22 protein-coding genes are annotated in these 22,340 nt (G+C 58.8%); 16 read left to right on the top strand and 6 right to left on the bottom strand.

What is annotated here, in order from left to right; genetic code table 11:
- Positions 1–5: 5 nt before the first annotated feature.
- The gene (fdxA, locus tag CR159_RS01365; RefSeq protein WP_102072191.1) at positions 6–329 is read right to left on the bottom strand and encodes a ferredoxin FdxA; all 324 of its coding nucleotides are present in this window, start codon (positions 327–329) and stop codon (positions 6–8) included.
- Positions 330–487: 158 nt separating this feature from the next.
- Here fdxA and pncB point away from each other — a divergent pair, with 158 nt between their 5' ends.
- Positions 488–1,663, top strand: coding sequence for a nicotinate phosphoribosyltransferase (pncB, locus tag CR159_RS01370; RefSeq protein WP_102072192.1), 1,176 nt, complete (start codon positions 488–490; stop codon positions 1,661–1,663).
- Between the two features lie 147 nt (positions 1,664–1,810).
- Positions 1,811–2,164 (top strand): RidA family protein, encoded by a 354-nt coding sequence (locus tag CR159_RS01375; protein WP_102072193.1) that lies wholly within the window; start codon positions 1,811–1,813, stop codon positions 2,162–2,164.
- 14 nt (positions 2,165–2,178) lie between these two features.
- Here CR159_RS01375 and CR159_RS01380 read toward each other — a convergent pair whose 3' ends face one another.
- On the bottom strand, positions 2,179–2,694 hold the full coding sequence (locus CR159_RS01380) for a flavodoxin family protein (RefSeq protein WP_102072194.1): 516 nt from the start codon (positions 2,692–2,694) through the stop codon (positions 2,179–2,181).
- 88 nt (positions 2,695–2,782) lie between these two features.
- Here CR159_RS01380 and CR159_RS01385 point away from each other — a divergent pair, with 88 nt between their 5' ends.
- The 4 genes from CR159_RS01385 to accD all read left to right on the top strand — a co-directional run bounded on the left by CR159_RS01385 (position 2,783) and on the right by accD (position 8,238).
- Complete coding sequence (locus CR159_RS01385) at positions 2,783–5,083, top strand: RelA/SpoT family protein (protein ID WP_102072195.1); 2,301 nt, start codon at positions 2,783–2,785, stop codon at positions 5,081–5,083.
- Positions 5,084–5,190: 107 nt separating this feature from the next.
- Positions 5,191–6,390: a tryptophan synthase subunit beta gene (trpB, locus tag CR159_RS01390; protein WP_102072196.1), complete on the top strand. Its 1,200-nt coding sequence runs from the start codon at positions 5,191–5,193 to the stop codon at positions 6,388–6,390.
- Positions 6,391–6,410: 20 nt separating this feature from the next.
- Complete coding sequence (gene trpA, locus CR159_RS01395) at positions 6,411–7,253, top strand: tryptophan synthase subunit alpha (protein WP_102072197.1); 843 nt, start codon at positions 6,411–6,413, stop codon at positions 7,251–7,253.
- A 106-nt stretch (positions 7,254–7,359) separates the two neighbouring features.
- Positions 7,360–8,238, top strand: a complete 879-nt coding sequence (accD, locus tag CR159_RS01400; RefSeq protein WP_102072198.1) for an acetyl-CoA carboxylase, carboxyltransferase subunit beta — start codon at positions 7,360–7,362, stop codon at positions 8,236–8,238.
- 108 nt (positions 8,239–8,346) lie between these two features.
- Here accD and CR159_RS01405 read toward each other — a convergent pair whose 3' ends face one another.
- Positions 8,347–11,427, bottom strand: a complete 3,081-nt coding sequence (locus CR159_RS01405; RefSeq protein WP_102072199.1) for an Rne/Rng family ribonuclease — start codon at positions 11,425–11,427, stop codon at positions 8,347–8,349.
- A 501-nt stretch (positions 11,428–11,928) separates the two neighbouring features.
- Between CR159_RS01405 and CR159_RS01410 the strand changes: the two genes are divergently transcribed.
- The 4 genes from CR159_RS01410 (at position 11,929) to msrQ (ending at position 15,308) form a co-directional block, all read left to right on the top strand.
- Positions 11,929–12,882 (top strand): RluA family pseudouridine synthase, encoded by a 954-nt coding sequence (locus tag CR159_RS01410; RefSeq protein WP_233208125.1) that lies wholly within the window; start codon positions 11,929–11,931, stop codon positions 12,880–12,882.
- Positions 12,879–13,559, top strand: a complete 681-nt coding sequence (locus CR159_RS01415) for an HAD-IA family hydrolase (RefSeq protein WP_102072201.1) — start codon at positions 12,879–12,881, stop codon at positions 13,557–13,559. The genes CR159_RS01410 and CR159_RS01415 overlap by 4 nt, the downstream gene beginning before the upstream one ends.
- Positions 13,560–13,695: 136 nt before the next feature.
- Positions 13,696–14,655, top strand: coding sequence for a protein-methionine-sulfoxide reductase catalytic subunit MsrP (msrP, locus tag CR159_RS01420; protein WP_102072202.1), 960 nt, complete (start codon positions 13,696–13,698; stop codon positions 14,653–14,655).
- Between the two features lie 11 nt (positions 14,656–14,666).
- Positions 14,667–15,308, top strand: coding sequence for a protein-methionine-sulfoxide reductase heme-binding subunit MsrQ (msrQ, locus tag CR159_RS01425; protein ID WP_102072431.1), 642 nt, complete (start codon positions 14,667–14,669; stop codon positions 15,306–15,308).
- A gap of 18 nt (positions 15,309–15,326) precedes the next feature.
- On the opposite strand, the gene CR159_RS01430 is transcribed toward msrQ, so the two are convergent.
- The 3 genes from CR159_RS01430 to CR159_RS01440 are packed head-to-tail and all read right to left on the bottom strand — an operon-like array spanning position 15,327 to position 17,455.
- A complete protein-coding gene (locus CR159_RS01430; protein ID WP_102072432.1) occupies positions 15,327–16,109 on the bottom strand; it encodes an N-acetylmuramoyl-L-alanine amidase in 783 nt (260 codons plus the stop codon).
- Positions 16,110–16,117: 8 nt separating this feature from the next.
- Entirely contained in the window at positions 16,118–16,792 is a 675-nt protein-coding gene (locus tag CR159_RS01435) for an SAM-dependent methyltransferase (protein WP_102072433.1), read from the bottom strand.
- 51 nt (positions 16,793–16,843) lie between these two features.
- Positions 16,844–17,455, bottom strand: a complete 612-nt coding sequence (locus tag CR159_RS01440) for a Maf family nucleotide pyrophosphatase (protein ID WP_102072203.1) — start codon at positions 17,453–17,455, stop codon at positions 16,844–16,846.
- 179 nt (positions 17,456–17,634) lie between these two features.
- Here CR159_RS01440 and CR159_RS01445 point away from each other — a divergent pair, with 179 nt between their 5' ends.
- The 6 genes from CR159_RS01445 to fabG all read left to right on the top strand — a co-directional run bounded on the left by CR159_RS01445 (position 17,635) and on the right by fabG (position 22,252).
- Positions 17,635–18,153 carry a YceD family protein gene (locus CR159_RS01445; protein ID WP_102072204.1) on the top strand — a complete coding sequence of 173 codons (519 nt, stop codon included), beginning with the start codon at positions 17,635–17,637 and terminating at the stop codon, positions 18,151–18,153.
- Between the two features lie 62 nt (positions 18,154–18,215).
- Positions 18,216–18,398 carry a 50S ribosomal protein L32 gene (gene rpmF / locus CR159_RS01450; protein ID WP_102072205.1) on the top strand — a complete coding sequence of 61 codons (183 nt, stop codon included), beginning with the start codon at positions 18,216–18,218 and terminating at the stop codon, positions 18,396–18,398.
- A gap of 38 nt (positions 18,399–18,436) precedes the next feature.
- Positions 18,437–19,519 carry a phosphate acyltransferase PlsX gene (gene plsX / locus CR159_RS01455; RefSeq protein ID WP_102072206.1) on the top strand — a complete coding sequence of 361 codons (1,083 nt, stop codon included), beginning with the start codon at positions 18,437–18,439 and terminating at the stop codon, positions 19,517–19,519.
- A gap of 20 nt (positions 19,520–19,539) precedes the next feature.
- Positions 19,540–20,514 carry a beta-ketoacyl-ACP synthase III gene (locus CR159_RS01460; protein WP_102072207.1) on the top strand — a complete coding sequence of 325 codons (975 nt, stop codon included), beginning with the start codon at positions 19,540–19,542 and terminating at the stop codon, positions 20,512–20,514.
- Positions 20,515–20,569: 55 nt separating this feature from the next.
- Entirely contained in the window at positions 20,570–21,502 is a 933-nt protein-coding gene (gene fabD, locus CR159_RS01465) for an ACP S-malonyltransferase (protein ID WP_102072208.1), read from the top strand.
- 6 nt (positions 21,503–21,508) lie between these two features.
- Positions 21,509–22,252, top strand: coding sequence for a 3-oxoacyl-ACP reductase FabG (gene fabG, locus CR159_RS01470; protein WP_102072209.1), 744 nt, complete (start codon positions 21,509–21,511; stop codon positions 22,250–22,252).
- Positions 22,253–22,340: the final 88 nt, after the last annotated feature.

Raw genomic sequence — 22,340 nt, forward strand, 5'->3', positions numbered from 1 at the left:
GCGCTTCAGCGTTCCAGATGCTTCAATTTGTCGTCAACGCCATTCCAGTCGTCGGCGCCTGGCAGAGGCTGCTTGGATCGATTGATCATGCCGAATTCCGGGGAAAGTTCGGCATTGAGCGCAATGAATTGCACTTGATCCTGGGGAACATCTTCTTCCGCAAATATGGCGTTGGCGGGGCATTCCGGCACACAGACCGCGCAATCGATGCACTCGTCGGGATCGATCACTAGAAAATTGGCGCCTTCGCGGAAGCAGTCTACCGGACAGACATCGACGCAGTCAGTAAATTTGCATTTGATACAGTTCTCGGTAACCACATGTGTCATTTCAGGACTCCAACATCAGATGTTGCATTTTACCCAATAAATCGAGGTAAGCCCGAATTGACCTTTCGCCAAAGGAGGCTTTCAGCTTGAATCGCCGTGCCGGCGTCCGCGGGGGACATGCTCTGTGCTATGGTAATCAAAACACTTTATGTGATGCGATGATTATTACTTCGTTACTTGACACCGATCTCTATAAGTTCACCATGATGCAAGTGGTGCTGCATCATTTTCCGGCGGCGCAAGTAGAGTATCGTTACAAATGCCGCACGCCGAACGTAAATTTGCAACCGTATCTCGACGAAATACGCAGCGAGATCCATGAGCTCTGCCAATTGCAGTTCACGGATGAGGAATTGCACTATTTGCGCAGCCTGCGTTTCATGAAAAGCGACTTTGTCGATTTTCTTGGTTTGTTTCGCATGCCGGAAAAGTGCATTACCGTGTCGGCGGGGGCGGCGGCGGGCGAAATCGATATCTCAGTCAAAGGTCCATGGCTGCATACGATTCTGTTCGAAATTCCCGTCCTGGCCATCGTCAACGAAGTCTATTTTCGTAACGTATGTCGCGATCCCGCCTGGGAAGAAGGCCGCAAGCGCCTGCAGTCCAAAATGCAGCTGGTCAACGACGACCCGGCCCTGGCCGATTTTCGCGTCGCGGAATATGGCACACGCCGGCGTTTCTCGAAGAAATGGCACGAAGAAGTCGTCCTTACCATGAAGTCCCAGATGGGGCAGCATTTTGCCGGCACCAGCAATGTACGCCTGGCGATGAAACATGGAGTGACGCCGTTGGGTACGATGGGTCATGAATACTTGCAGGCATGCCAGGCCCTGGGGCCGCGCCTGCGCGATTCCCAGGTATTTGCGCTTGAGGTGTGGGCCAAGGAGTATCGGGGCGACCTGGGAATCGCCTTGTCCGACGTCTATGGCATGGACGCCTTCCTGCGTGACTTCGACATGTACTTTTGCAAGTTGTTCGATGGCGCGCGGCACGACTCCGGCGACCCATTCGACTGGGGCGAGCGTCTGTTGGCGCACTACGTGGCCAATCGCGCCGACCCGCGTACCAAGACCCTGGTGTTTTCCGATGCGTTGACAATTCCGCGTGCCATCGAACTTGCCAAGCGTTTCGCGGGCCGATGCAAGGTTTCGTTTGGCATAGGCACCAACCTGACCAATGACCTTGGTCATGAGCCTCTGCAGATAGTCATGAAGATGGTGCGCTGCAATGGCCAGCCCGTCGCGAAGGTGTCGGATGCGCCCGAGAAAACCATGTGCGACGACCCCGCTTACCTTGCCTACCTGCGGCAGGTCTTCCAGCTCCCTCCACCTTGAATCGACCCCTGGCCGCTGGCCTGCCCACGGGCTGTCGGCCGGGCCTGGCGACTCAGCCCTGCCAAATGTCCTAGACTGTTTCCCTGTATGGCAGGATCTGCACTTATAATCGTCCCGAATTGAATTTCAATAAAAAGGAGTGCGGCTATGAGCGAAGTGGAACGGGTCAATGTTGAAAAACGGCTTTCAGATATGGCGGTCTATAACGGTGTCGCCTATTTGGCCGGGCAGGTGCCCGATGACGGGTCCCTGGATATACAGGGGCAGACGGCTCAGGTGCTGGCCACTATTGACCGCCTGTTGGCCACCGCGGGTACCGACAAATCACGCATCCTGATGGCTCAGATCTTCATCACCAACATGAAAGAATTCGACGGCATGAACAAGGCTTGGGATGCATGGGTTGCGCCGGGCAACGCGCCTCCACGCGCAACCGTCGAAGCCCGGCTCGCCAATCCCGACTTCAAGGTCGAAATCGTGGTTACGGCAGCTTTAGCCTAAGTTAGGTAATACTGCTACAGCAGTAGGGCGGCCAGTGTTCCGCCCAGCGTCTCGCATGCCGTCGAATCATCCACGGTAATGGTTTTCGGCGCGGTAATCGCTTGCGGGGTCTGGGCATCGGTATTCACTATCAGCGCCGGCGCTATCAGGCGCAAGCGCCAGCCGGTACAGATGCGCTCAGCTTGGCGTGCCGCGCCGCTGCCGTCTGAACCCGCGCTGATCATGATCGCGTAGGGCCTGCCATTCAGTTGGTCCAATACTGCATAGTAGTTGCGATCGAAAAACTCCTTCATGGCACCGCTCAGCGATGCGAGATTTTCCGGTGCGCAAAATACGAAACCGTCTGCGTCCAGCAGATCGGTCGCGTCGACCTGGGAAGCTTGTTTCACGACAATATTCAGGCGATCCATGGATTCAAGCTCGGTCGCCACAGTCTGGGCGCCTTTCATGGCAGCCTGGGCCATTTGTTGCGCTGCGCCCGTGCGGGAATGCCACACGACCAACAACTGTTTTTTGTCTATGGGTTTCATGAGGCCGATTCGCGGTTGTTCTCCAGACACGTTAGTATAGAGTCGCTGGAAGAAGGCTTCATTTCTTCGCACTCTGCTCCTCCGAACTATGCCCTCAAACGCTACACCGGTTTACGACTCCACACCGTTCAACGACGAATGGTTTGCCCACGCCAGCAAGGGCCTGGACGATTCAGGCAACAAGCTGCTGGCGCAAGCCGTTCAGTGGGTCAAAGAGCCGTTGACGGATGTGCTCGCCCAGACAGGCGAACCTTTGGCCCTGCATAGTGCCGGAGTCGTGCGAATACTGGCCGACCTGGGCACCGATGCTGCCACGCGGGCCAGTGCGCTGATCACCGTTTTGCCCGCTGATGCCGGCGTTTCCGACGCAGCAAAAAACCCGGACGCCATGCGCAAGTGTTTCGGTGCCGAAGTGGTAAGCCTTGTCCAGGGCACGCGGGCGCTCTTGCGGCTCGGTAACCTAACGGGACAAGCCAACGATAGCGCTGCGCCGGGTAGCGACCAGAAAGAGATGCAGCGCAAGATGCTGCTGGCGATGGCGGCCGACCTGCGCATCGTGCTGTTGCGCCTGGCGTCGCGCTTGCAATCATTGCGCTGGCACGCCGTCGCCAAAATTCCCTACCCTCAGTCGCTTGCTCGCGAGACCATGGAGCTCTACACGCCCTTGGCTAATCGATTGGGCATTTGGCAATTGAAATGGGAAATGGAAGATCTCGCTTTCCGGTTCCAGGATCCCGAGACGTATAAAACCATAGCCCGCCAGCTCGAGGAGAAACGGGTCGAACGCGAAGCATTTATCGTCGAGGCGGTGAGTGCCATGCAAGACGCCTTGGCCGAGGCGCATATTCGCGCCGAGGTTAGCGGGCGGCCCAAGCATATCTACAGCATCTGGAACAAGATGCGCATGAAGAATCTGGAATTCCATCAGCTTTTCGATTTGCGGGCGCTACGGGTGATCGTAGAGGACGAGCGTGCATGCTACGCCGTGCTGGCGTTGGCGCACTCCCTGTGGACCCCTGTGTCCAATGAGTTCGACGACTATATTTCCCGCCCCAAGCCCAATGGCTATCGGTCCTTGCATACCGTGGTGATGGACGGCGAGGGCCGCACTTTCGAAATACAGATCCGCACTGATGACATGCACCGGTTTGCCGAGTACGGCATGGCCGCCCATTGGCTATATAAAGAGGCGGGCCCCAGGGGTGGCAAGGTCGCTACCGCCAGCGGATATGACCAGAAGCTTGCCTGGATGCGTCAATTGCTGGCCTGGGATAAAGGCAGCGGACAGGCGGACGCTAACGATACAAGTCCGGGTGAGCATGGCAAGCGGCATGATGTGCCGGCATCGGATTCGCCGCGGGCAGAGACCGCCGCTGCCGACGAGCATATCTATGTCCTCACTCCGCAAGCGCGTGTCATCGAGCTGCCGGTGGGGGCGACGCCCGTCGATTTCGCCTATTACCTGCATACGGACTTGGGACATCGTTGCCGCGGTGCGCGTGTGGACGGTCAGATGGTTCCACTATTGACGCGGCTGGCAACCGGCCAGACCGTGGAGATCATTACGGCAAAGTCGGGAGGGCCGTCGCGCGACTGGCTCAACCCGCAGCTGGGCTTTCTGGCCAGTCCGCGCTCCCGCGCCAAAGTGCGTGCCTGGTTCAATGCCATCGAATTGCAGCAGCGCATTTCCCAAGGCCAGGCAATGGTAGAGAAAGAACTGCAGCGTCTGGGCAAGACGGCGGTCAATTTGGAACAGCTTGCGCAACAGCTCGAGTTCGCGCGCGCCGACGATCTGTACATAGCCGTAGCCAAGGAAGAATTCAGTCTGCGCCAAATCGATTATCTGCTGAGTCCGCAGAAGGCGCGGTCGGCTGCTGACTCGACAGCGCCGGGCGCCACGGCCGAGGCCAGGGTATACCAAAGCGGTGTGGCAAATGTCGCCAAGACGGGCAAGAGCGGGGTGCTGGTGGTCGGGGTGGATTCCCTCATGACCCAGCTCGCCCGCTGCTGCCGGCCTGCACCGCCCGACCTGATTGCGGGGTTCGTCACACGCGGACGCGGGGTGTCGATACATCGCCACGACTGTGCGTCGTATGCGGCCTTGGCCGAACGCCAGCCGGAGCGCGTGATCGACGTTGACTGGGGCGATACCGGCGACGCACTGTACCCGGTCGACATAAGCATCCATGCGCCTGAACGAAGCGACTTGCTGCGGGATGTCTCCGAGGTCTTTGCCAAACTGCGGCTTAACGTCGTCAGTGTCAATACCCATAGCCGTCGATCACTGGCACACATGGTGTTTACCATCGAGGTCAAGAACGGCGAGCAGATCAGCCGGGTGCTGGGCGCGCTTAACGAGCTTTCGGGCGTGTCGGCAGGCCGCCACTGAGCCCGGCAGGTGTTTGCCTGTGCCAGACTGCTAAAATGGTGGCCTTGCCAGTCAATCGGTCCGCGGCGGATCGATGCAACGATGTTGCGTAACCAGAGAGTGATAATTTGAAATCCTACACATTGCCCGACCCACAAGGGCATTTTGGTCAGTATGGTGGTTCGTTTGTTGCCGAAACCCTGGTGCATGCGCTCGATGAGCTGCGCGCGGCTTACGAAAAATATCAGACCGATCCCGACTTCCTGCGTGAATTTCACTACGAACTGAAGCACTTTGTCGGCCGCCCCAGCCCTGTGTACCATGCCAAGCGCTGGTCGGAAAAACTGGGCGGCGCCCAGATCTGGTTCAAGCGCGAAGACCTGAACCATACCGGCGCGCACAAGATCAATAACTGCATAGGCCAGATCCTCCTCGCGCGCCGTATGGGTAAACCCCGGATCATCGCTGAAACGGGGGCGGGCCAACATGGCGTTGCGACGGCGACCGTCGCGGCGCGCTATGGCCTGGAATGCGTGGTCTATATGGGCAGCGAAGACGTTCGTCGCCAGGCGTCCAATGTTTACCGCATGAAATTGCTGGGCGCCACCGTGGTGCCTGTGGATTCTGGCTCGCGTACGCTCAAGGATGCATTGAACGAAGCGATGCGCGATTGGGTGACCAACGTCGAGAACACGTTCTATATCATCGGTACCGTTGCGGGTCCGCACCCGTATCCCATGATGGTCCGTGACTTCCAGTCGATCATCGGTACTGAGTGCATCGAACAAATGCCTGTGGATGCCGGCCGCCAGCCTGACTACGTCGTGGCGTCCGTCGGAGGCGGCTCGAACGCCATGGGTATTTTCCATCCGTATATAGATTATTCCGATGTACAGTTGATCGGCGTTGAAGCCGCCGGCGAGGGCCTTGAAACCGGCCGCCACGCCGCCTCGCTGAATGCGGGCGCGGTCGGCGTCCTGCACGGCAACCGTACGTATGTCATGCAGGACGAAGACGGCCAGGTACAGGAGACGCACTCGATCTCCGCAGGACTGGATTATCCAGGGGTGGGCCCCGAACATGCATGGTTGAAGGATTGCGGTCGTGCCCAGTACGTCTGTGTCGATGACCAGGAAGCGCTGGCGGCTTTTCACGATTGCTGCCGGACGGAAGGCATTATGCCTGCCCTGGAATCGTCACATGCCATTGCGCATGCGCTACGGCTGGCACCCACTTTGCCCAAAGACAAGATCATCCTGGTGAACTTATCGGGCCGTGGTGACAAAGATATGCATACTGTGGCTGATTTCAGCGGCATCAGTCTATAAGAATAAGGGTAAAGCTCACAATGAATTCCTCCAACCCAAGAATCAAGGCCGCGTTTGCCAAGACGGCAGGTCGCACGGCTTTGATTCCTTATGTCACCGCGGGCGATCCTTCCGTAGCGGCCACGCCCTTGCTGATGCACCAGTTGGTCAAGGCCGGCGCCGACGTCCTGGAGCTTGGCATACCATTTTCGGATCCCATGGCCGATGGCCCGGTTATCCAGCGCGCCGCCGAGCGCGCCATCAAGCGTGGCGTAGGCTTGCGCAAAGTGCTGGAAATGGTGGCGCAATTCCGCCGGGATGATACGACCACCCCGGTAGTGCTCATGGGCTACGCCAATCCTATCGAACGCATGGGCCAGGACGTGTTTGTCCATGAGGCGTCCAAGGCGGGCGTCGATGGGGTGCTGGTCGTCGACTACCCGCCCGAAGAAATCGTTGATTTCGCGGCGCAGCTGGGCAGTGCGCAGATCGATCCTATTTTCCTGCTGGCTCCGACTTCCACCGATGCCCGCATCCAGCAGGTCGCAAAGGTTGCGCGGGGTTATGTTTACTACGTGTCGCTCAAAGGCGTCACGGGCGCCGGAAACATCGATACCGTCGATGTGGCTCAACGCCTGGCAGAGATCCGCAAGCACGTGACGATTCCCGTCGGGGTCGGCTTTGGCATCCGCGATGCCGACAGTGCGAAGCGGCTGGGCGCACATGCGGACGCGGTGGTCATAGGCAGCAAGCTCATAGAAACCATGGAACAGTCCGTGGCACGCTCCGAACAGTCAGGCCTGGCTTCTGCCGACGCCGATGCGGCGGCCATCAAGGCGGCGGCCGAGTGGCTGGAAAGCATCCATCAGGCATTGCGGAAGTAAGCGGGGAACACGCTACTCCATCAAGGCGGGGCCGTGTCAGAAGGCGGCCCGGCGCAGAAGAACAATAGGCTCGATCCGGAATCGGGCCTTTATCGGGAAAAAAATCATGAGCTGGATCGAAAAAATTCTGCCACCACGCATCAATCGCAACAATGATGCGGCGTCCCGCCGCGTTCCGGAGGGTATCTGGGTAAAGTGCCCGTCCTGCGAGACTGTGCTTTATAAAGAAGACCTCAGGGCAACGCTTAATGTGTGCCCCAAGTGCAGCCACCATATGCGTATCGGGGCACGGGCACGTATCGACGCGTTGCTCGATGCCGATAACCGTGTCGAGATCGGGCAGCACACCCGTCCGATGGATCCGCTCAAGTTCAAGGACAGCCGCAAGTATACCGAGCGTGTAACCGAGGCGGTCAAGCAAACGGGCGAAAGCGAGGCCATGGTAGTCATGAGCGGCGCGATCTTGTCGGTACCCGTGGTATTGGCCTGCTTTGAGTTTGAGTTCATGGGCGGGTCCATGGGGTCCGTGGTGGGTGAACGCTTCGCCCGAGGTGCACGCGAAGCGCTCACAAATCGCACGCCATTCATTTGTGTGGCGGCGTCGGGTGGTGCCCGCATGCAGGAGAGCCTTTTCTCACTGATGCAAATGGCCAAGACGAACGCGATGTTGACCCGGCTGTCGGCTGAAGGCCTGCCCTTTATCAGCATCCTGACTGATCCAACCATGGGTGGCGTGTCGGCCAGCTTTGCATTCATGGGCGATGTGGTCATTGCAGAGCCCAAGGCGCTTATCGGCTTTGCTGGACCGCGCGTCATCGAGCAGACGGTTCGCGAAAAATTGCCCGAAGGCTTTCAGCGCTCGGAGTTCCTGCTCGAGAAGGGCGCCATCGACATGGTGGTGGATCGCCGCCAGATGCGCGTTGAATTGGCCCACCTGCTTGCCTTGTTGATGCGCCAGCCGGCAGACGTGGTGGCAAAGGCCTGATCGGCGACTTGGCATAAGGCATGGCCGTGCAGCACGGCCAACAGTTGGACAAAGAAAAACACCATTCAGAAAACTGAATGGTGTTTTTTTACTTCTGAAGCGCAAGGACTATTGCGTTTCGACCTGCTTCAATGGGTCATTGGCGACTTTGACCGCAGGTTTGCGGGCCCGGCCAAGGCGCACGGGCCCCTCAGTGACGTCCACAGGTGCGGATTTGGTCTCCACGAGTTCCATCCCGGCAGCCACAAGGCTTTCTTCCAGAGCTTTTCCTATCACCTTGGCGGCTTCGGAATTGGCAGCAAGTTCCGGCTCCGTTGGGTGGGCAGCTTCCGGCTGTGGCTTCGCGAGCAGATCGGGTTGCGTTGGAGCCGGCTCAGCGGGTGCAACGGGCAGGGCCGCATCGGCGGCAACAGCCTGGTCAGCGGGAGCTTTGACTGGCGCGGGTTCGATCGCCACAGTTTGGACTGCAGCCGTAGCGATTGGCGCAGCCTGCACGGGTGGTTCCTCGGCCGGCTCTGACTGAACGACAGCTGGCTCGACCAGGACGGGCTGGACAGCAACGGGCTCTGTCGCAACGGGCATGGCGGTATCCCGGGGGGCTGGCGTTGATACGGCTGGTGCCGCTTCAACGGGCGTCGCCGGCGGCAAATCGGCAGGGGCGATTGCTTCAGGAACCGGTGTCGCGTTGACCTGTGCGGGTTCGGCCGGAGCAGCTTCGACGGCTACCGCGGCGGCAGGTGCCGCAACGGTGTCGTCAGGGGCTGCGGCAAGGCTTCCTTGCGCAGTGGCGATAGCGGGCAGGACCTGGGGATTGAAAGCAGGTGTCTCGTGTCGCACGAACGCTTGATCATCGGCTGCATCGGCATTGCCGGCATCGCTGGCAAGCGTCGTTTCGGTATCAGCGTCGGGGCTGCGGCGACCGCGACGGCTGCGACGACGACGGCGTTTGCGTTCTGGATCAAGCTGATCGTTATCCGATGCCTGGTCAGTACTGCCCTCGACATCGCTTGCAACCTTTTGTTGATCGTCGGTCGTGTCCGCCTGGGCGCCGGTGGAAGAGGTTTCCGCGGCGGCCGTCAAGGGCAGATCGTCGTTGTCGACCTGGTCGGCGGTTTCGTTCTGGCTTTCGTCACGGCGATTGCGTCCACGGCCACGGCGGCTGCGTCCGCGTCCTCCGGTGTTCGCTTCACTGCCTTCGGTAGATGCTAAAGCAGCGGGTGACACGATGACCTCGGACACGCGTTGTTCACTGGCGGCCGTACCGGATTCCTGTGCGGGCGAATGGCGACGCGATCGTTGGGCGGGCGCCTGGGCCTCGTCGGACTTGCCTTCAATGCCGTCGGGGCGGCGTTCGCCACGGCGATGGCGGTTGCGGTCGCCTTGGCCGCGTTCCCGCCGTTCGCTGGATCGGCCGTTCTTGTTGCGGGAGCCGCTTGTCTTGGGGGCTTCAATAACGGGTTCGGGCGTCGCAACGGTGGCAGTGCCGGTGAGCCAGTTGATCAGGCGTTTGATGAGGCTGGTGCCCGCAGCGGCCGGCGCCGTGGCGCTTGGGCGTACGGCCGGGGCAGTCGGGAGAGGTGCGGGTTGTGAGCGCGGCAGGCTTTTCACCAGCGCTTCAGGGCGTGTCTGGGTTTCCAGTGCCTTGTTCGGTGCCCAGGTAAGCTGCTCTTCCGGTTGCGTGACCAGATCGAAACTGGTCTTGATTTCTTCGATGCGCGGGTCGTCGTGGCGCAAGCGCTCGATATGGTGATGCGGCGTTTCCAGGTTCTTGTTGGGGATCAGGACCAGGTTTACCTTGAGGCGCGATTCGATCTTGGTGATATCGCCGCGTTTTTCGTTAAGCAGGAAAGTGGCGACATCGACCGGCACTTGCGCATGCAGGGCTGCGGTGCCTTCCTTCATGGCTTCTTCCTGCAGCAGGCGCAGGACATGCAGCGCACTGGATTCGGCATCGCGCACCACGCCGGTGCCGTTGCAGCGCGGGCAGGTAATGTGCGAACCTTCATTCAGGGCGGGACGCAGTCGCTGGCGCGACAGTTCCATCAGGCCGAAACGGGAGATCTTGCCCATTTGTACGCGGGCACGATCAAAATGCAAGGCATCGCGCAGGCGCTGTTCGACGGCACGCTGGTTCTTGCTTTCTTCCATGTCGATGAAATCGATGACGATCAGGCCGCCAAGGTCGCGCAGGCGCAATTGGCGCGCGACTTCCTCAGCCGCTTCCAGATTCGTGCGCATGGCGGTTTCTTCGATGTCGGCACCGCGTGTGGAGCGGGCAGAGTTGACGTCGACGGCGACCAATGCTTCGGTGTGATCAATGACTACCGATCCGCCGGAGGGTAGCTGTACCGTGCGTGAATAGGCGGTTTCAATCTGGTGTTCGATCTGAAAACGTGAAAACAGCGGGACATCGTCGCGATACATTTTGACGCGCTGCACGTTGTCGGGCATGACCACGCTCATGAAGGCGGTGGCCTGCTCGTAGATGTCGTCGGTGTCGATCAGGATCTCGCCGATTTCGGGCGAGTAGTAGTCGCGGATGGCGCGGATGACAAGGCTGGATTCCAGGTAGATGAGGATCGGGGCCTTGTTGTCGCGGGCTGCGGCATCAATGGCATTCCAGAGCTGCATCAGGTAGGAGAGATCCCATTGCAACTCTTCGACGTTGCGTCCTATGCCGGCGGTGCGGGCGATTATGCTCATGCCTGCTGGAATATCCAGCTGGTCCATGGTTTCACGCAGCTCCTGGCGGTCTTCACCTTCTACACGACGCGAAACGCCGCCCCCGCGGGGATTGTTGGGCATCAGGACCAGATAGCGGCCGGCCAGCGAAACGAAGGTGGTGAGGGCTGCACCTTTGTTGCCGCGCTCTTCCTTTTCGACCTGGATGATCAGTTCCTGGCCTTCGGCCAAGGCGTCCTGGATACGCGCAGTGCGTACATCGACGCCTTCTTTGAAGTACGAACGGGCGACTTCCTTGAATGGCAGGAAGCCGTGGCGGTCTTCACCGTAACTGACGAAGCAGGCTTCCAGGCCGGGTTCGATGCGGGTAATGACGCCCTTGTAGATATTGCCCTTGCGCTGTTCGCGGCCGGCTGTCTCGATATCGAGGTCGATGAGTTTCTGGCCATCGACAATCGCAACACGTAGTTCTTCTTGATGCGTTGCATTGAACAACATTCGTTTCATGAGTGTATTTCTCCGTAGTCATGGCGCGCCGTTAATCGGCGCACGACCGCGGGCCACTCGGTGTGAGGCGCTAAATCTGCAGTGGGGGCTTTGCTGACTGCGTCGGCAATGCCCACCTTATGTCAGGAAGGCACAGCGGACCTGTAGGTGCGCAGTTCAGTCAGCAGGGAGGTCAGGTTCACTATAGTGGTTGACAAAAAATTGCTGGGAACGGCAGACGCGTGTGTGAATTCGCGGCTGGTGCATTTAAACGTTGACAAACTTCGCAAAGATTCAGAGCCGCACGCGGTTGGCAGTAGATCCGGGCAAACAGCGGGCACTATGCCACACCACTATTTTTGGGATCGGGCTTGCCCCGGCGACCAAATGACCCAGAAGCTGAAAGGCAGGCAGTACAATATGGCCCTTGTTCGCCGGACGGAGACGCACCCTTGCATCTCTACGTTTGGCGGTTTTTTTTCAGCTTCTATAGGCTGACGCGATTATATGCCGCTTTTCCCTATGCGCAAAACTGTTATTACCGAAACCAACGCCCCTAGCGTCCGTTTTATTGAAATCGGTGCCGAACAGGCCGGGCAGCGCGTCGATAATTTCCTGATACGCCTGTGCAAGGGGGTTCCCAAGAGCCATGTGTACAAGGCTATACGCGGCGGGGAAGTGCGGATCAATAAAGGGCGTATTACCGCTGACTATCGCCTTAACGAGGGTGATACCTTGCGGGTTCCCCCCATGCGGCTGCCCGCGCCGGACCAGGCCAGGGTCGTGCCTCCGGCCGTGTTTCCCGTCGTTTTTGAAGACGATGCGCTGCTGGTCATCGACAAGCCCGCCGGCGTGGCGGTGCACGGCGGCAGCGGGGTGTCGTTCGGTGTCATTGAGCAGTTGCGCGCCGCCCGCCCTGATGCCGTCTTCCTCGAACTGGCGCATCGGCTGGATCGCGAAACTTCCGGCCTGTTACTGATTGCAAAACGACGCAAGGCTTTGCTGGCGCTGCACGATATGATGCGCGAGGGCGCAGGTCGCAAGCATTACCAGGCGCTCGTCGTGGGCGATTGGGTGAATGACAAGCAGCATTTGCGCCAGCCGCTGCTAAAGTGGTTGACCGCCAGCGGCGAGCGCCGGGTCAAGGTGGACGCCCTGGGTAAGGTCGCGCATACCATCATCACCTTGAAACATCGCTACGGCGCCTATAGTTTGTTGGGCGCGGAACTGCGTACCGGCCGCACACATCAGATCCGGGTGCATCTTGCCTCTAGCGGGTATCCTATCGTCGGCGATGACAAATATGGATCCGACGAAGTGCGCGCCAAGTTCGCGCGGCTCGGGTTCGGTCGCATGTTCCTGCATGCCTGTCGCCTGGAAATACCGCATCCGTTAACGGGCGAGCCCATGATATTCGAAGCCGGGCTGCCGCCCGCCTGTACGCAAATTCTTCAACATCTGGAGCGCAATTCGTGAAACGCTATGAAGCCGTGGTTTTCGATTGGGATGGGACCGTCATGGATTCCACCCATTCCATTGTGTCGGCCATTCAATGCGCATGTGCCGATATCGAGTTGCCCGTGCCGAGCGCCAGCGAAGCAAGCTGGGTGATCGGCCTCTCTCTGGAAAGCGCCCTATATCGTTGCGTGCCTACCCTCACCGCCGACAAACTCCCTCTATTCCTTGATCGCTATCGTTTTCATTTCCTGCGGCGCGATCCTGAGATCAAGCTGTTCGATGGCATTCTGGATCTATTTGAGCTGTTGGCCAGCCGGCAAGTCCTGTTGGGGGTCGCTACCGGCAAAAGCCGCGTCGGTCTGGACAGGGTGCTTGGCAACATGCAGTTGCAAAGTCGTTTCCACGCTACCCGTTGCGCTGATGAATCCTTCGGTAAGCCGAATCCGGCCATGCTGCTGGAAATAATGAGCGAACTGGACCTGCGCCCCGAGCAAATCCTTATGGTGGGGGATACGTCACACGACGTCCTGATGGCGTCGAATGCAGGCGTCGATAGTATGGCCGTCACTTATGGCGCGCATGACCGGCAGACGCTGATCGATGCGAAGCCAACGACAATGGTGTCCAGTGTGAGCGAAATGCAGTCGTGGCTGCTTGATCGGGTGGGTCCCTTGGCGACCACCGCCGTTCGGTAACACCGCGGGGACGGCCGGCGGGCCACGGCTTCCGGGGAACTTCCCGGGGTGGGAGCCCGTCTTATGTTCAGGGTAGTTAACAAGGCGGCCCCATCCGGAGCAGCTTTTATCGCACAACTCCAGCCAAAGGGCGGCCATGTCCAGATTCAAGATTCCTCCTGTCGCTTCATCAGAGATCACCCCGGAAGCTGTCTGGCTTTCCCGTCGCCAATGGCTGCGCCAAGCTGGCGCCGGGGCCTTGGCCCTCGGGGCGGGCGGCTTGTTGCCGGCTGCCGCCGCGGGCCCGGCACGCGCCCCTTTGCCGGCCACGCCCAACCCGGAATACTGGCTAAGCAGCAGGCAGACGTCCGAGAAAGACATCACGTCCTACAATAATTTTTATGAATTCGGCACCGGCAAGACCGATCCTATGCGCCACGCAGGCGCTATGCAGACGCGGCCATGGACCGTCGCCATCGAAGGCGAAGTGGCAAAGCCGCGCACTTTTGATATCGACGACCTGCTCAAGCTGGCCAGCCTGGAAGAACGGATATACCGCCTGCGGTGCGTGGAAGCGTGGTCCATGGTCATACCCTGGAGCGGCTACTCCCTGGCCACCCTGTTGAAACAGGTCGAGCCCACCAGCAAGGCAAAATATGTCGAGTTCGTCACAGCGGTCCAGCCCGAAGCCATGCCCGGCCTTAACGACCGCATTATCGACTGGCCTTATGTCGAAGGATTGCGCATCGATGAAGCCATGCACCCGCTGACGATGCTGGTGTTTGGTGTTTACGGCAAGATGCTGCCAAATCAGAATGGGGCGCCCGTGCGTATGGCTATTCCATGGAAGTATGGTTTCAAGTCCGGCAAGTCCATCGTAAAGATACGCTTGCGCGAGACGATGCCGGTTACCAGCTGGGTGGGGATAGCGCCAAACGAATATGGGTTCTATGCCAATGTGAATCCTGCCGTGCCGCACCCTCGCTGGAGCCAGGCGACGGAGCGCCGGATCGGTGACGGCTTCTTTGCACCGCGCGTCGATACGCTAATGTACAACGGCTATGCCGACCAGGTGGCGTCGCTCTATGCCGGTATGGACCTGGCGAAAAACTATTGAACCCGATTGGCATGTCTACGTCGGGCGCAATGCCGGCCAAATGGTCCGCCAAGCAAGTCGGACGCATCAAGCCTCTGGTTTTTCTCATTGCGCTTTATCCGGTCTTGCGCTGGGTGTGGCTGGGGTTCAGCGGCGGGCTTGGCGCCAATCCGCCTGAATTCCTGATTCGCTCATCCGGCATCTGGGCGCTCGTGGCATTGTGCCTCACCCTGGCAATCACACCCTTGCGTCGTCTGATTCAGCAGCCGGCCGTGGTGCGCCTGCGACGCATGCTGGGCTTGTTTGCTTTCTTTTATACAGTCCTGCATTTGCTGGGCTGGGCCTTGTGGGAACGTGGCTGGTCGTTGGCGTCGATGTGGGACGACGTGGTGCAGCGCACCTTCATCACGGTGGGCATGGTCGCCTTTGTACCCATGGTGGCCCTTGCAGTAACGTCCACCCAGGGGTGGATGCGGCGTCTTGGGCGCTACTGGCAAACCCTGCATCGCAGCGTGTATGTCATTGCCGGATTATCGGTATGGCATTTCTGGCTGGTCAGGGCGGGCAAGAACGACTTCTTTGAACCCTATGCCTATGGAGTCGTTCTTGTGGTGCTGCTGCTGTTCAGGCTGGTTTATGTCGTCAGGCAACGTGGCGCCCATGGGCGCCAATAGCGGCTGAATGCGCCTGCTTCAGGGCAGGGCTTTGAGTATTGCCAGAGTCTCGGCGTCGGGAACGCCATCGTGAAGGCTGGGACGGTAATGCATCTGGAACGCAGCAATGACATTCTTCGTGGCTTTGCCCTGCTCTCCATTGCGTGGAATTATATAACCGGCGCGCTGCAGCTCGGCCTGCACCCAATTCATATCGGGTAAGCCGGAACGCAGGAACTCCTGCTCATAGGCTCTTGCCTTGTTTTCGTCATACCAGCGTCCCAGGCCTTGTTGGGCCAGTTGCTTCCATGGAAACAGCGGGCCCGGGTCAATCTTGCGCTGGGGAGCGATATCGCTATGCCCCACGATATTGAACGGCTTGATCTGGTGGCGCGCAACGATATCTTTCAGCAATGCACTGACGACGGCGATCTGTGCTGCGGTATAGGGTTCCCAAGTCCCATCATCTTTTCGGCCATGATTGACAATTTCGATGCCGATAGACCCGGAATTCATATCGGTACGGCCGAACCACTCGCTGTTGCCCGCATGCCAGGCGCGACGGCTCTCGTCCACCAGTTGGTATACAAGCGGCTCGGGAGCGCTGGTGACGAGATAGTGGCTGCTGACATTTTGCTGCGATAGGATCTTCAGCGATGCCTCATTGCCCGTAGCGGTGTAATGCAGCACGATGAATTCCACCCGGCTGTTCTGGCTCTTGGCCTGGATGCTGCGGTCTATCGTAAATTCGCCAGGCTGGCGGGTGGCGCAGGCAGTCAGCAGGAGCAGCGCCACGGCGCTGATAAGATGCTTCAATCGCATGGTCATCGTCAAGCCAGAAACAGGAACAGCGTCGGCATCCTTGCCAAGTCCGGCGCGGGCAGTTTTTTCCATTCAGAGGCCGTGTGAGTCCGCACCAGTTCGTCGGCGGTGGTCAGCGAACGTGCGATGCACAGGCGGGTACTGCCCTTGAGCGCCTGTTTCAGCGTCTCGAACATGGCCTCATTCCGATAGGGGGTTTCGATGAGCATCTGGGTTTGCTGGAGCTTTTGCGATTCGGTTTCCCACGTTTTCAATTGTTTGGCCCGTGCGGCAGGTTCGACGGGCGCATAGCCATGAAAGGCAAAGCGCTGCCCGTCGAGGCCACTGGCCATTAGGCCGAGCAGGATTGATGAAGGACCCACCCAGGGCATGACGCGTATGCCCATTGTGTGGGCGACCGCTACCACCTTGGCGCCGGGGTCTGCGACGGCAGGACAGCCTGCCTCTGAAACCAGACCGATTTCTCCGCCTTCGAGCAAGGGTTGCAACCAGAGCCGCATCTGTTGTGCATCGACTTTACTATCCAGTGTATGGATGACAATGTCTTGCAGCGGCCCTTGCGTACCGATCAGCTTCAGGAAGGCGCGCGCTGTCTTGGCATTTTCCGCGATATACGTGGTAAGGCGCGACGCCAGTTCTTGTACGGCTTGGGGCAGCCAGATCGCGGGTGCTGCGACCCCCATGCCGACGGGGATCAAATGTAGGGTTCCGGCTGATTTCACTGCTTCTCCATTTCAAGATTGTCCAGGGACAAAAGGGTGGTGCTGGGTGGGGTGCGTCAAGGGGTTGATCCCGAACGAGCGTAACATCCGGCACAAGGCAATCAGGGGCAGCCCGATAATGGCGGTCGGGTCGTCGGACTGCATGCTTTCCATCAACGCAATACCCAGGCTTTCAGCCTTGGCGCTGCCTGCAGTATCAAAGGGCTGCTCACGGTGCAGGTAGGAGACGATCTCGTCCGTGCTGAGGCGGCGAAACCGGCATAGCGTCACGATATCGGCGACCTCGTGACGTTGCCCGTCGCTGACGCACAAAGCGCTATGGAATTCTACCGTCTGGCCGCTGAGTTGCTCAAGCTGGCTCAAAGCCCGGTCGAAATTGCCGGGCTTGCCTATGGGGGAACCGTCCATGGTGGCGACCTGGTCCGATCCGATTATCAGCGCGCCGGGATAAGCTGGAGCGACTGCAAGCGCCTTGGCCAGCGAAAGCCGTAATGCCAGTGCGGTAGGTGTTTCGTCTGCCCGAGGTGTTTCATCGACGTCGGGCGACACGGCATTGAAGGGGATGCCCAGTCGCTCCAGCATTTCCCGCCGGTATCGTGAGCTTGACGCGAGTATGAGCTGCATAGTGTTGTATTTGCTTTCCAGGTTTGACTACGAGTGGCCGAACGCGCTATTATCTAATGTTTTCCTTGTGCGCGATACGCGTTTTCGCCAGGTTTGTTGGAAATCAAGGCGGCAGATAGCCAGGTCGGCTAAAATGGCCGGCTGAATTAATCATTGAAATCTCGGGATGGGAACTTCACGTGGATATACAGTATGTTGACACGTACGAGCTTACCCGTGCGGGCCAAGAAATACGCGGCCAGGCACCAATCGATCAATTCGAACGTCTGATAGAAGACTTGCCCGAACAGGCCGACACTACGGTGTCCTGGTCTATAAAGGGCGAAATGGATGCCTTCGGTCAGCGTTTTTTGCACGTACATGTAATAGCGGCTCCTTTGCTGGAATGCCAGCGTTGCATGAAGCCGCTCGAATGGGCGGTGGATAGCCAAAACCGTTTGCAGGTGGTGAATTCCGAAGCCGCCCTTGATGTCGACGACGGCACCGATGTCGATCCCGATGACGCCATCGAGCGTATTCTGGGGTCGCAGCGTCTCGATGTTCTGGCGCTGGTTGAAGATGAAATCATCCTCAGCCTGCCGTACGTGCCCAAGCACGATGTTTGTTCGTTGCTGTCGGAGTCTCTTGCAGAAGAGCCCGATGCCGACGAGGTTCGACCTTCGCCGTTCGCGGTGCTGGATCAACTAAAGAAAAATTGAGTTCACCGAATTAACCTACGGGGATCATCGCGTACAATAGCGACCCGTTTACAGGAGTCATCATGGCCGTTCAGCAAAACAAAAAAAGCCCGTCTAAACGCGGTATGCATCGTTCGCACGATTTCCTCGTGGCGCCTTCGACGGCAGTGGAACCCACTACCGGCGAACTGCATCTGCGCCACCACATCAGCCCCAACGGTATCTACCGCGGCCGTAAAGTACTCAAATCGAAAAACGACGAATAAATCATTTGTTGGCGATCTTTCACTAGGTTGCTTACTTGATGTCGAAACCTGAGATTCGAATCGCCATCGACTGCATGGGCGGTGATGTCGGCTTGCCGGCTACTATCCCTGCGGCCTGTCAATTTGCGAAGCAACACCCCGATACGCGACTGCTGCTCGCGGGTGACGCGGTGGCCATCGAGGCCGCCTTGCGTGAGCATGGCGGGCACGGCAGTCTCTGGTACGAAATTCTACCGGCCTCCGAAGTCGTCCTCATGGACGACTCCATCGAGGTGGCATTGCGGCGCAAAAAAGATTCCTCCATGCGCGTCGCGATCCAGGCGGTAAAGGATGGCCGGGCAGATGCCTGTATTTCGGCCGGCAATACTGGCGCCTGGATGGCAATCAGCCGCTACATACTGAAAACGCTCGACGGCATCGACAGGCCGGCTATTGCCACGTCCATTCCTAACCAGAAGGGCGGGGCGACTACCATGCTCGATCTGGGCGCAAATGTCGATTGTTCTGCAGAGCACTTGTTGCAGTTCGCCATTATGGGTTCGGCGCTGGCATCGACCGTCGATCGCCACGAGCGGCCTAGCGTAGGCTTGCTCAATATTGGCGAAGAGATCATCAAGGGCAACGAAATCGTCAAGCGCGCCGCAGAGCTTCTGCGTACCAGCGGACTCAATTTCTACGGAAATGTCGAAGGCGACGATATCTGCAAAGGTACTGTCGACGTGGTGGTGTGCGACGGTTTCGTGGGTAATGTCGTGCTCAAGTCCATGGAGGGCCTGGCCAAGATGGTGGGCAACATGATGCGCGCCGAGTTCACCCGTAATTCGCTGTCCATGGCTGCCGGCATGGTGGCCAAGCCCGTATTGAATCGTTTTCGTGATCGCGTCGATAACCGCCGGTACAATGGGGCAGCATTGCTGGGCTTGCGCGGCATTGTCATAAAAAGCCATGGCTCCGCCGATTCCTATGCCTTTGGCTGCGCGCTCCAGCGGGCCCGTGAAGCTGTGCACAATGGCCTGCTGGCTGGAACCACAAACGCCATTGACCGCCTTCGTCAGAGTTTGCAAGCCGCAGCGGCGCAATCTGCGAAGATTCCCAACGAACTCTCTGATCCTGCGCCATAGCTCGGGTTCTGGAAGCTACTATGCCTTATGCCAAAATAATAGGGTCCGGCGGCTATTTGCCGCCCCGCGTCGTCTCCAACGACCAGCTCGCTGCCGACCTGGCGACGCGACAGATCGAAACATCCGATACCTGGATCGTCGAGCGCACCGGCATCCGCCAGCGCCATATCGCTGATGAAGGCGTGATGAGCAGTCACCTGGCTACCGAAGCGGCTCGGTTGGCGCTGGAAGATGCCGGCGTGACGGCCGCAGACATCGATCTGATCATTGTCGCGACGTCCACGCCCGATTTCGTATTTCCCAGCACGGCATGCCTGGTCCAGGCCAATCTGGGTGCCAAGGGCGGTGCGGCGTTCGACGTGCAGGCGGTGTGCAGTGGTTTCGTCTACGCCCTGACGACAGCTGACGCATTCATACAGGCTGGTCGGGCCAAGACGGCTCTGGTCATTGGCGCCGAGGTTTTTTCGGGCATCCTGGATTGGAATGACCGTGGAACCTGTGTATTGTTCGGTGATGGCGCGGGTGCAGTGGTCATACAGGCATCCGCCGAACCCGGCATTATCGGCGCACAACTCAACGCAGACGGCAGCCAGACGAAAATACTTTGCGCTGCCGGAAATGTGTCGCGCGGCAAGGTAACCGGCGATCCATTCCTGCGCATGGATGGTCAGGCTGTGTTCAAGCTAGCCGTGAATTGCCTGGCCAAGTCCGCACACGAAGTCTGCGAACAAGCCGGTATCGCCTTGACCGATGTCGATTGGCTGGTGCCCCACCAGGCGAATATACGCATCATCAACTTCCTCGGTCGCAAATTGCATATACCCGAGGAAAAAGTGGTCGTCACGGTAGACAGTCATGCGAATACATCGGCCGCCAGCGTACCGCTCGCATTCGATGTTGCCCGTCGCGATGGTCGCATAAAGACCGGTGATACCGTCATGATGCAAGGTGTTGGCGGCGGGTTTACTTGGGGCTCGGTGCTGGTAAAAATGTAGAACGCGGCCGGCTCAGGCCGGCGCTCTCCTTTCGATCCACTCTTAATCTATCTCAATGAAAATAGCTTTTGTCTTTCCCGGACAGGGATCGCAGTCTGTCGGCATGCTTGATGCTTGGTCGGGCCACGCGGCGGTAAATGATACGGTTGCGCAGGCGTCGGACGCTTTGGGCCAGGACCTTGCGGGTTTGATTGCTTCCGGGCCGGCCGAAGACCTGAATCTCACGACCAACACTCAGCCCGCGATGCTGACCGCCGCGGTGGCGATTTACCGCGCATGGATTCACGCCGGCGGGGCCGTGCCGCATTTGGTGGCTGGGCATAGTCTGGGCGAGTATTCCGCGCTCACGGCGGCAGGTGCCTTCACGCTGGAAGACGCGGTACGCACCGTTCGCATCCGTGCCGATGCCATGCAGGATGCCGTGCCCGTGGGCACCGGCGGCATGGCCGCCATTCTCGGTCTTGACGACGACGTGGTCAAATCCCTGTGCGCGCAATCGGCGCAGGGCGAGGTCGTCGAAGCGGTGAATTTCAATGCCCCCGCGCAAGTTGTCATTGCAGGGCACAAGGCGGCCGTTGACCGGGCCTGCGAACTGGCCAAGCAGGCGGGGGCCAAGCGTGCCCTGGTGCTTGCGGTGTCCGCACCTTTTCATTCCAGCTTGTTAAAACCTGCATCAGAAGTGCTGGAAGCGGCGCTGGCAGGTGTTTCCCTGGCAAGGCCCGATATTTCGCTTATCAATAACGTGGATGTCGCCATTGTCGACGATCCCGCAGCAATAAAAGATGCGCTGGTTAGACAAGCGTGGCATGCCGTGCGCTGGGTCGAGACCATTCAATTCATGAAGTCGCAGGGCATCACCCACGTGGTTGAATGCGGCCCCGGCAAGGTGTTGAACGGGCTGACCAAGCGGATTGATCGCGACCTGGTGGGTTTGGCGATTACGGATCCCGCATCTTTACAGCTGGCGCTGGAAACTCTACAAGGATAAACGGCAATGCAAGATAAAGAACTCGACGGCAAAGTGGCGCTGGTCACCGGTGCATCGCGGGGTATTGGCCAAGCCATTGCCCTGGAACTCGCTTCCCGCGGTGCGACAGTGGTGGGCACGGCAACGTCGGAATCTGGGGCGCAGCTTATTTCAGACATGCTTTCGGCATCCGGTGGGCGCGGCGTGGTGTTGAACGTGGATGATGCTGCCGCCTGCGACAGCCTGATTGCAGAGCTGGGCAAGCAAGACGGCGGCCCCCATATCTTGGTGAACAATGCCGGCATTACGCGCGACAACCTGGCCATGCGCATGAAGGATGACGAGTGGGATGCAGTCATTGCCACCAACCTGTCCGCCGTTTTTCGTCTTTCGCGCGCCGTCACCAGGAATATGATGAAGGCGCGATCCGGCCGTATCATCAATATCACTTCCGTGATCGGTTCCAGTGGTAATCCCGGCCAGGCCAATTATGCGGCGGCCAAGGCCGGTGTGGCAGGCATGGCCCGTGCCCTGGCTCGCGAGCTGGGTAGCCGTAATATTACTGTCAACTGTGTTGCGCCCGGCTTTATCGATACCGACATGACGCGAGCGCTGAACGAAACGCAATCCGCCGCCATTCTTGCGCAGATTCCGCTGGGACGCCTGGGCGCTGCAGCCGATGTGGCCAATGCCGTTGGCTTCCTTGCGGGCCCGCAGGCTGCCTACATTACAGGCACGACGCTGCACGTCAATGGTGGAATGTACATGTAACAACCTCAACAGACCACCCCTAGGGTAAAATCTGTTGATCCAGAGGTATTCCGACCAGGCATTTGTCTGTAAGCAACAAAATATCGTT

Origin of the sequence: Pollutimonas subterranea, from assembly GCF_002849655.1 — a bacterium.
GTDB lineage: Bacteria > Pseudomonadota > Gammaproteobacteria > Burkholderiales > Burkholderiaceae_B > Pollutimonas > Pollutimonas subterranea.

Bases quoted from the DNA above. Each gene is read 5' to 3' on its own strand.
- CR159_RS01430 (WP_102072432.1), bottom strand. From the start codon at position 16,109: ATGCGATTGAAGCATCTTATCAGCGCCGTGGCGCTGCTCCTGCTGACT.
- plsX (WP_102072206.1), top strand. From the start codon at position 18,437: ATGTCGAAACCTGAGATTCGAATCGCCATCGACTGCATGGGCGGTGAT.
- accD (WP_102072198.1), top strand. From the start codon at position 7,360: ATGAGCTGGATCGAAAAAATTCTGCCACCACGCATCAATCGCAACAAT.
- fdxA (WP_102072191.1), bottom strand. From the start codon at position 329: ATGACACATGTGGTTACCGAGAACTGTATCAAATGCAAATTTACTGAC.
- fabD (WP_102072208.1), top strand. From the start codon at position 20,570: ATGAAAATAGCTTTTGTCTTTCCCGGACAGGGATCGCAGTCTGTCGGC.
- rpmF (WP_102072205.1), top strand. From the start codon at position 18,216: ATGGCCGTTCAGCAAAACAAAAAAAGCCCGTCTAAACGCGGTATGCAT.
- CR159_RS01435 (WP_102072433.1), bottom strand. From the start codon at position 16,792: ATGGGGGTCGCAGCACCCGCGATCTGGCTGCCCCAAGCCGTACAAGAA.
- CR159_RS01385 (WP_102072195.1), top strand. From the start codon at position 2,783: ATGCCCTCAAACGCTACACCGGTTTACGACTCCACACCGTTCAACGAC.
- CR159_RS01410 (WP_233208125.1), top strand. From the start codon at position 11,929: ATGCGCAAAACTGTTATTACCGAAACCAACGCCCCTAGCGTCCGTTTT.
- CR159_RS01405 (WP_102072199.1), bottom strand. From the start codon at position 11,427: ATGAAACGAATGTTGTTCAATGCAACGCATCAAGAAGAACTACGTGTT.
- trpA (WP_102072197.1), top strand. From the start codon at position 6,411: ATGAATTCCTCCAACCCAAGAATCAAGGCCGCGTTTGCCAAGACGGCA.
- fabG (WP_102072209.1), top strand. From the start codon at position 21,509: ATGCAAGATAAAGAACTCGACGGCAAAGTGGCGCTGGTCACCGGTGCA.
- msrQ (WP_102072431.1), top strand. From the start codon at position 14,667: ATGTCTACGTCGGGCGCAATGCCGGCCAAATGGTCCGCCAAGCAAGTC.
- CR159_RS01460 (WP_102072207.1), top strand. From the start codon at position 19,540: ATGCCTTATGCCAAAATAATAGGGTCCGGCGGCTATTTGCCGCCCCGC.
- CR159_RS01375 (WP_102072193.1), top strand. From the start codon at position 1,811: ATGAGCGAAGTGGAACGGGTCAATGTTGAAAAACGGCTTTCAGATATG.
- CR159_RS01380 (WP_102072194.1), bottom strand. From the start codon at position 2,694: ATGAAACCCATAGACAAAAAACAGTTGTTGGTCGTGTGGCATTCCCGC.
- CR159_RS01440 (WP_102072203.1), bottom strand. From the start codon at position 17,455: ATGCAGCTCATACTCGCGTCAAGCTCACGATACCGGCGGGAAATGCTG.
- msrP (WP_102072202.1), top strand. From the start codon at position 13,696: ATGTCCAGATTCAAGATTCCTCCTGTCGCTTCATCAGAGATCACCCCG.
- pncB (WP_102072192.1), top strand. From the start codon at position 488: ATGATTATTACTTCGTTACTTGACACCGATCTCTATAAGTTCACCATG.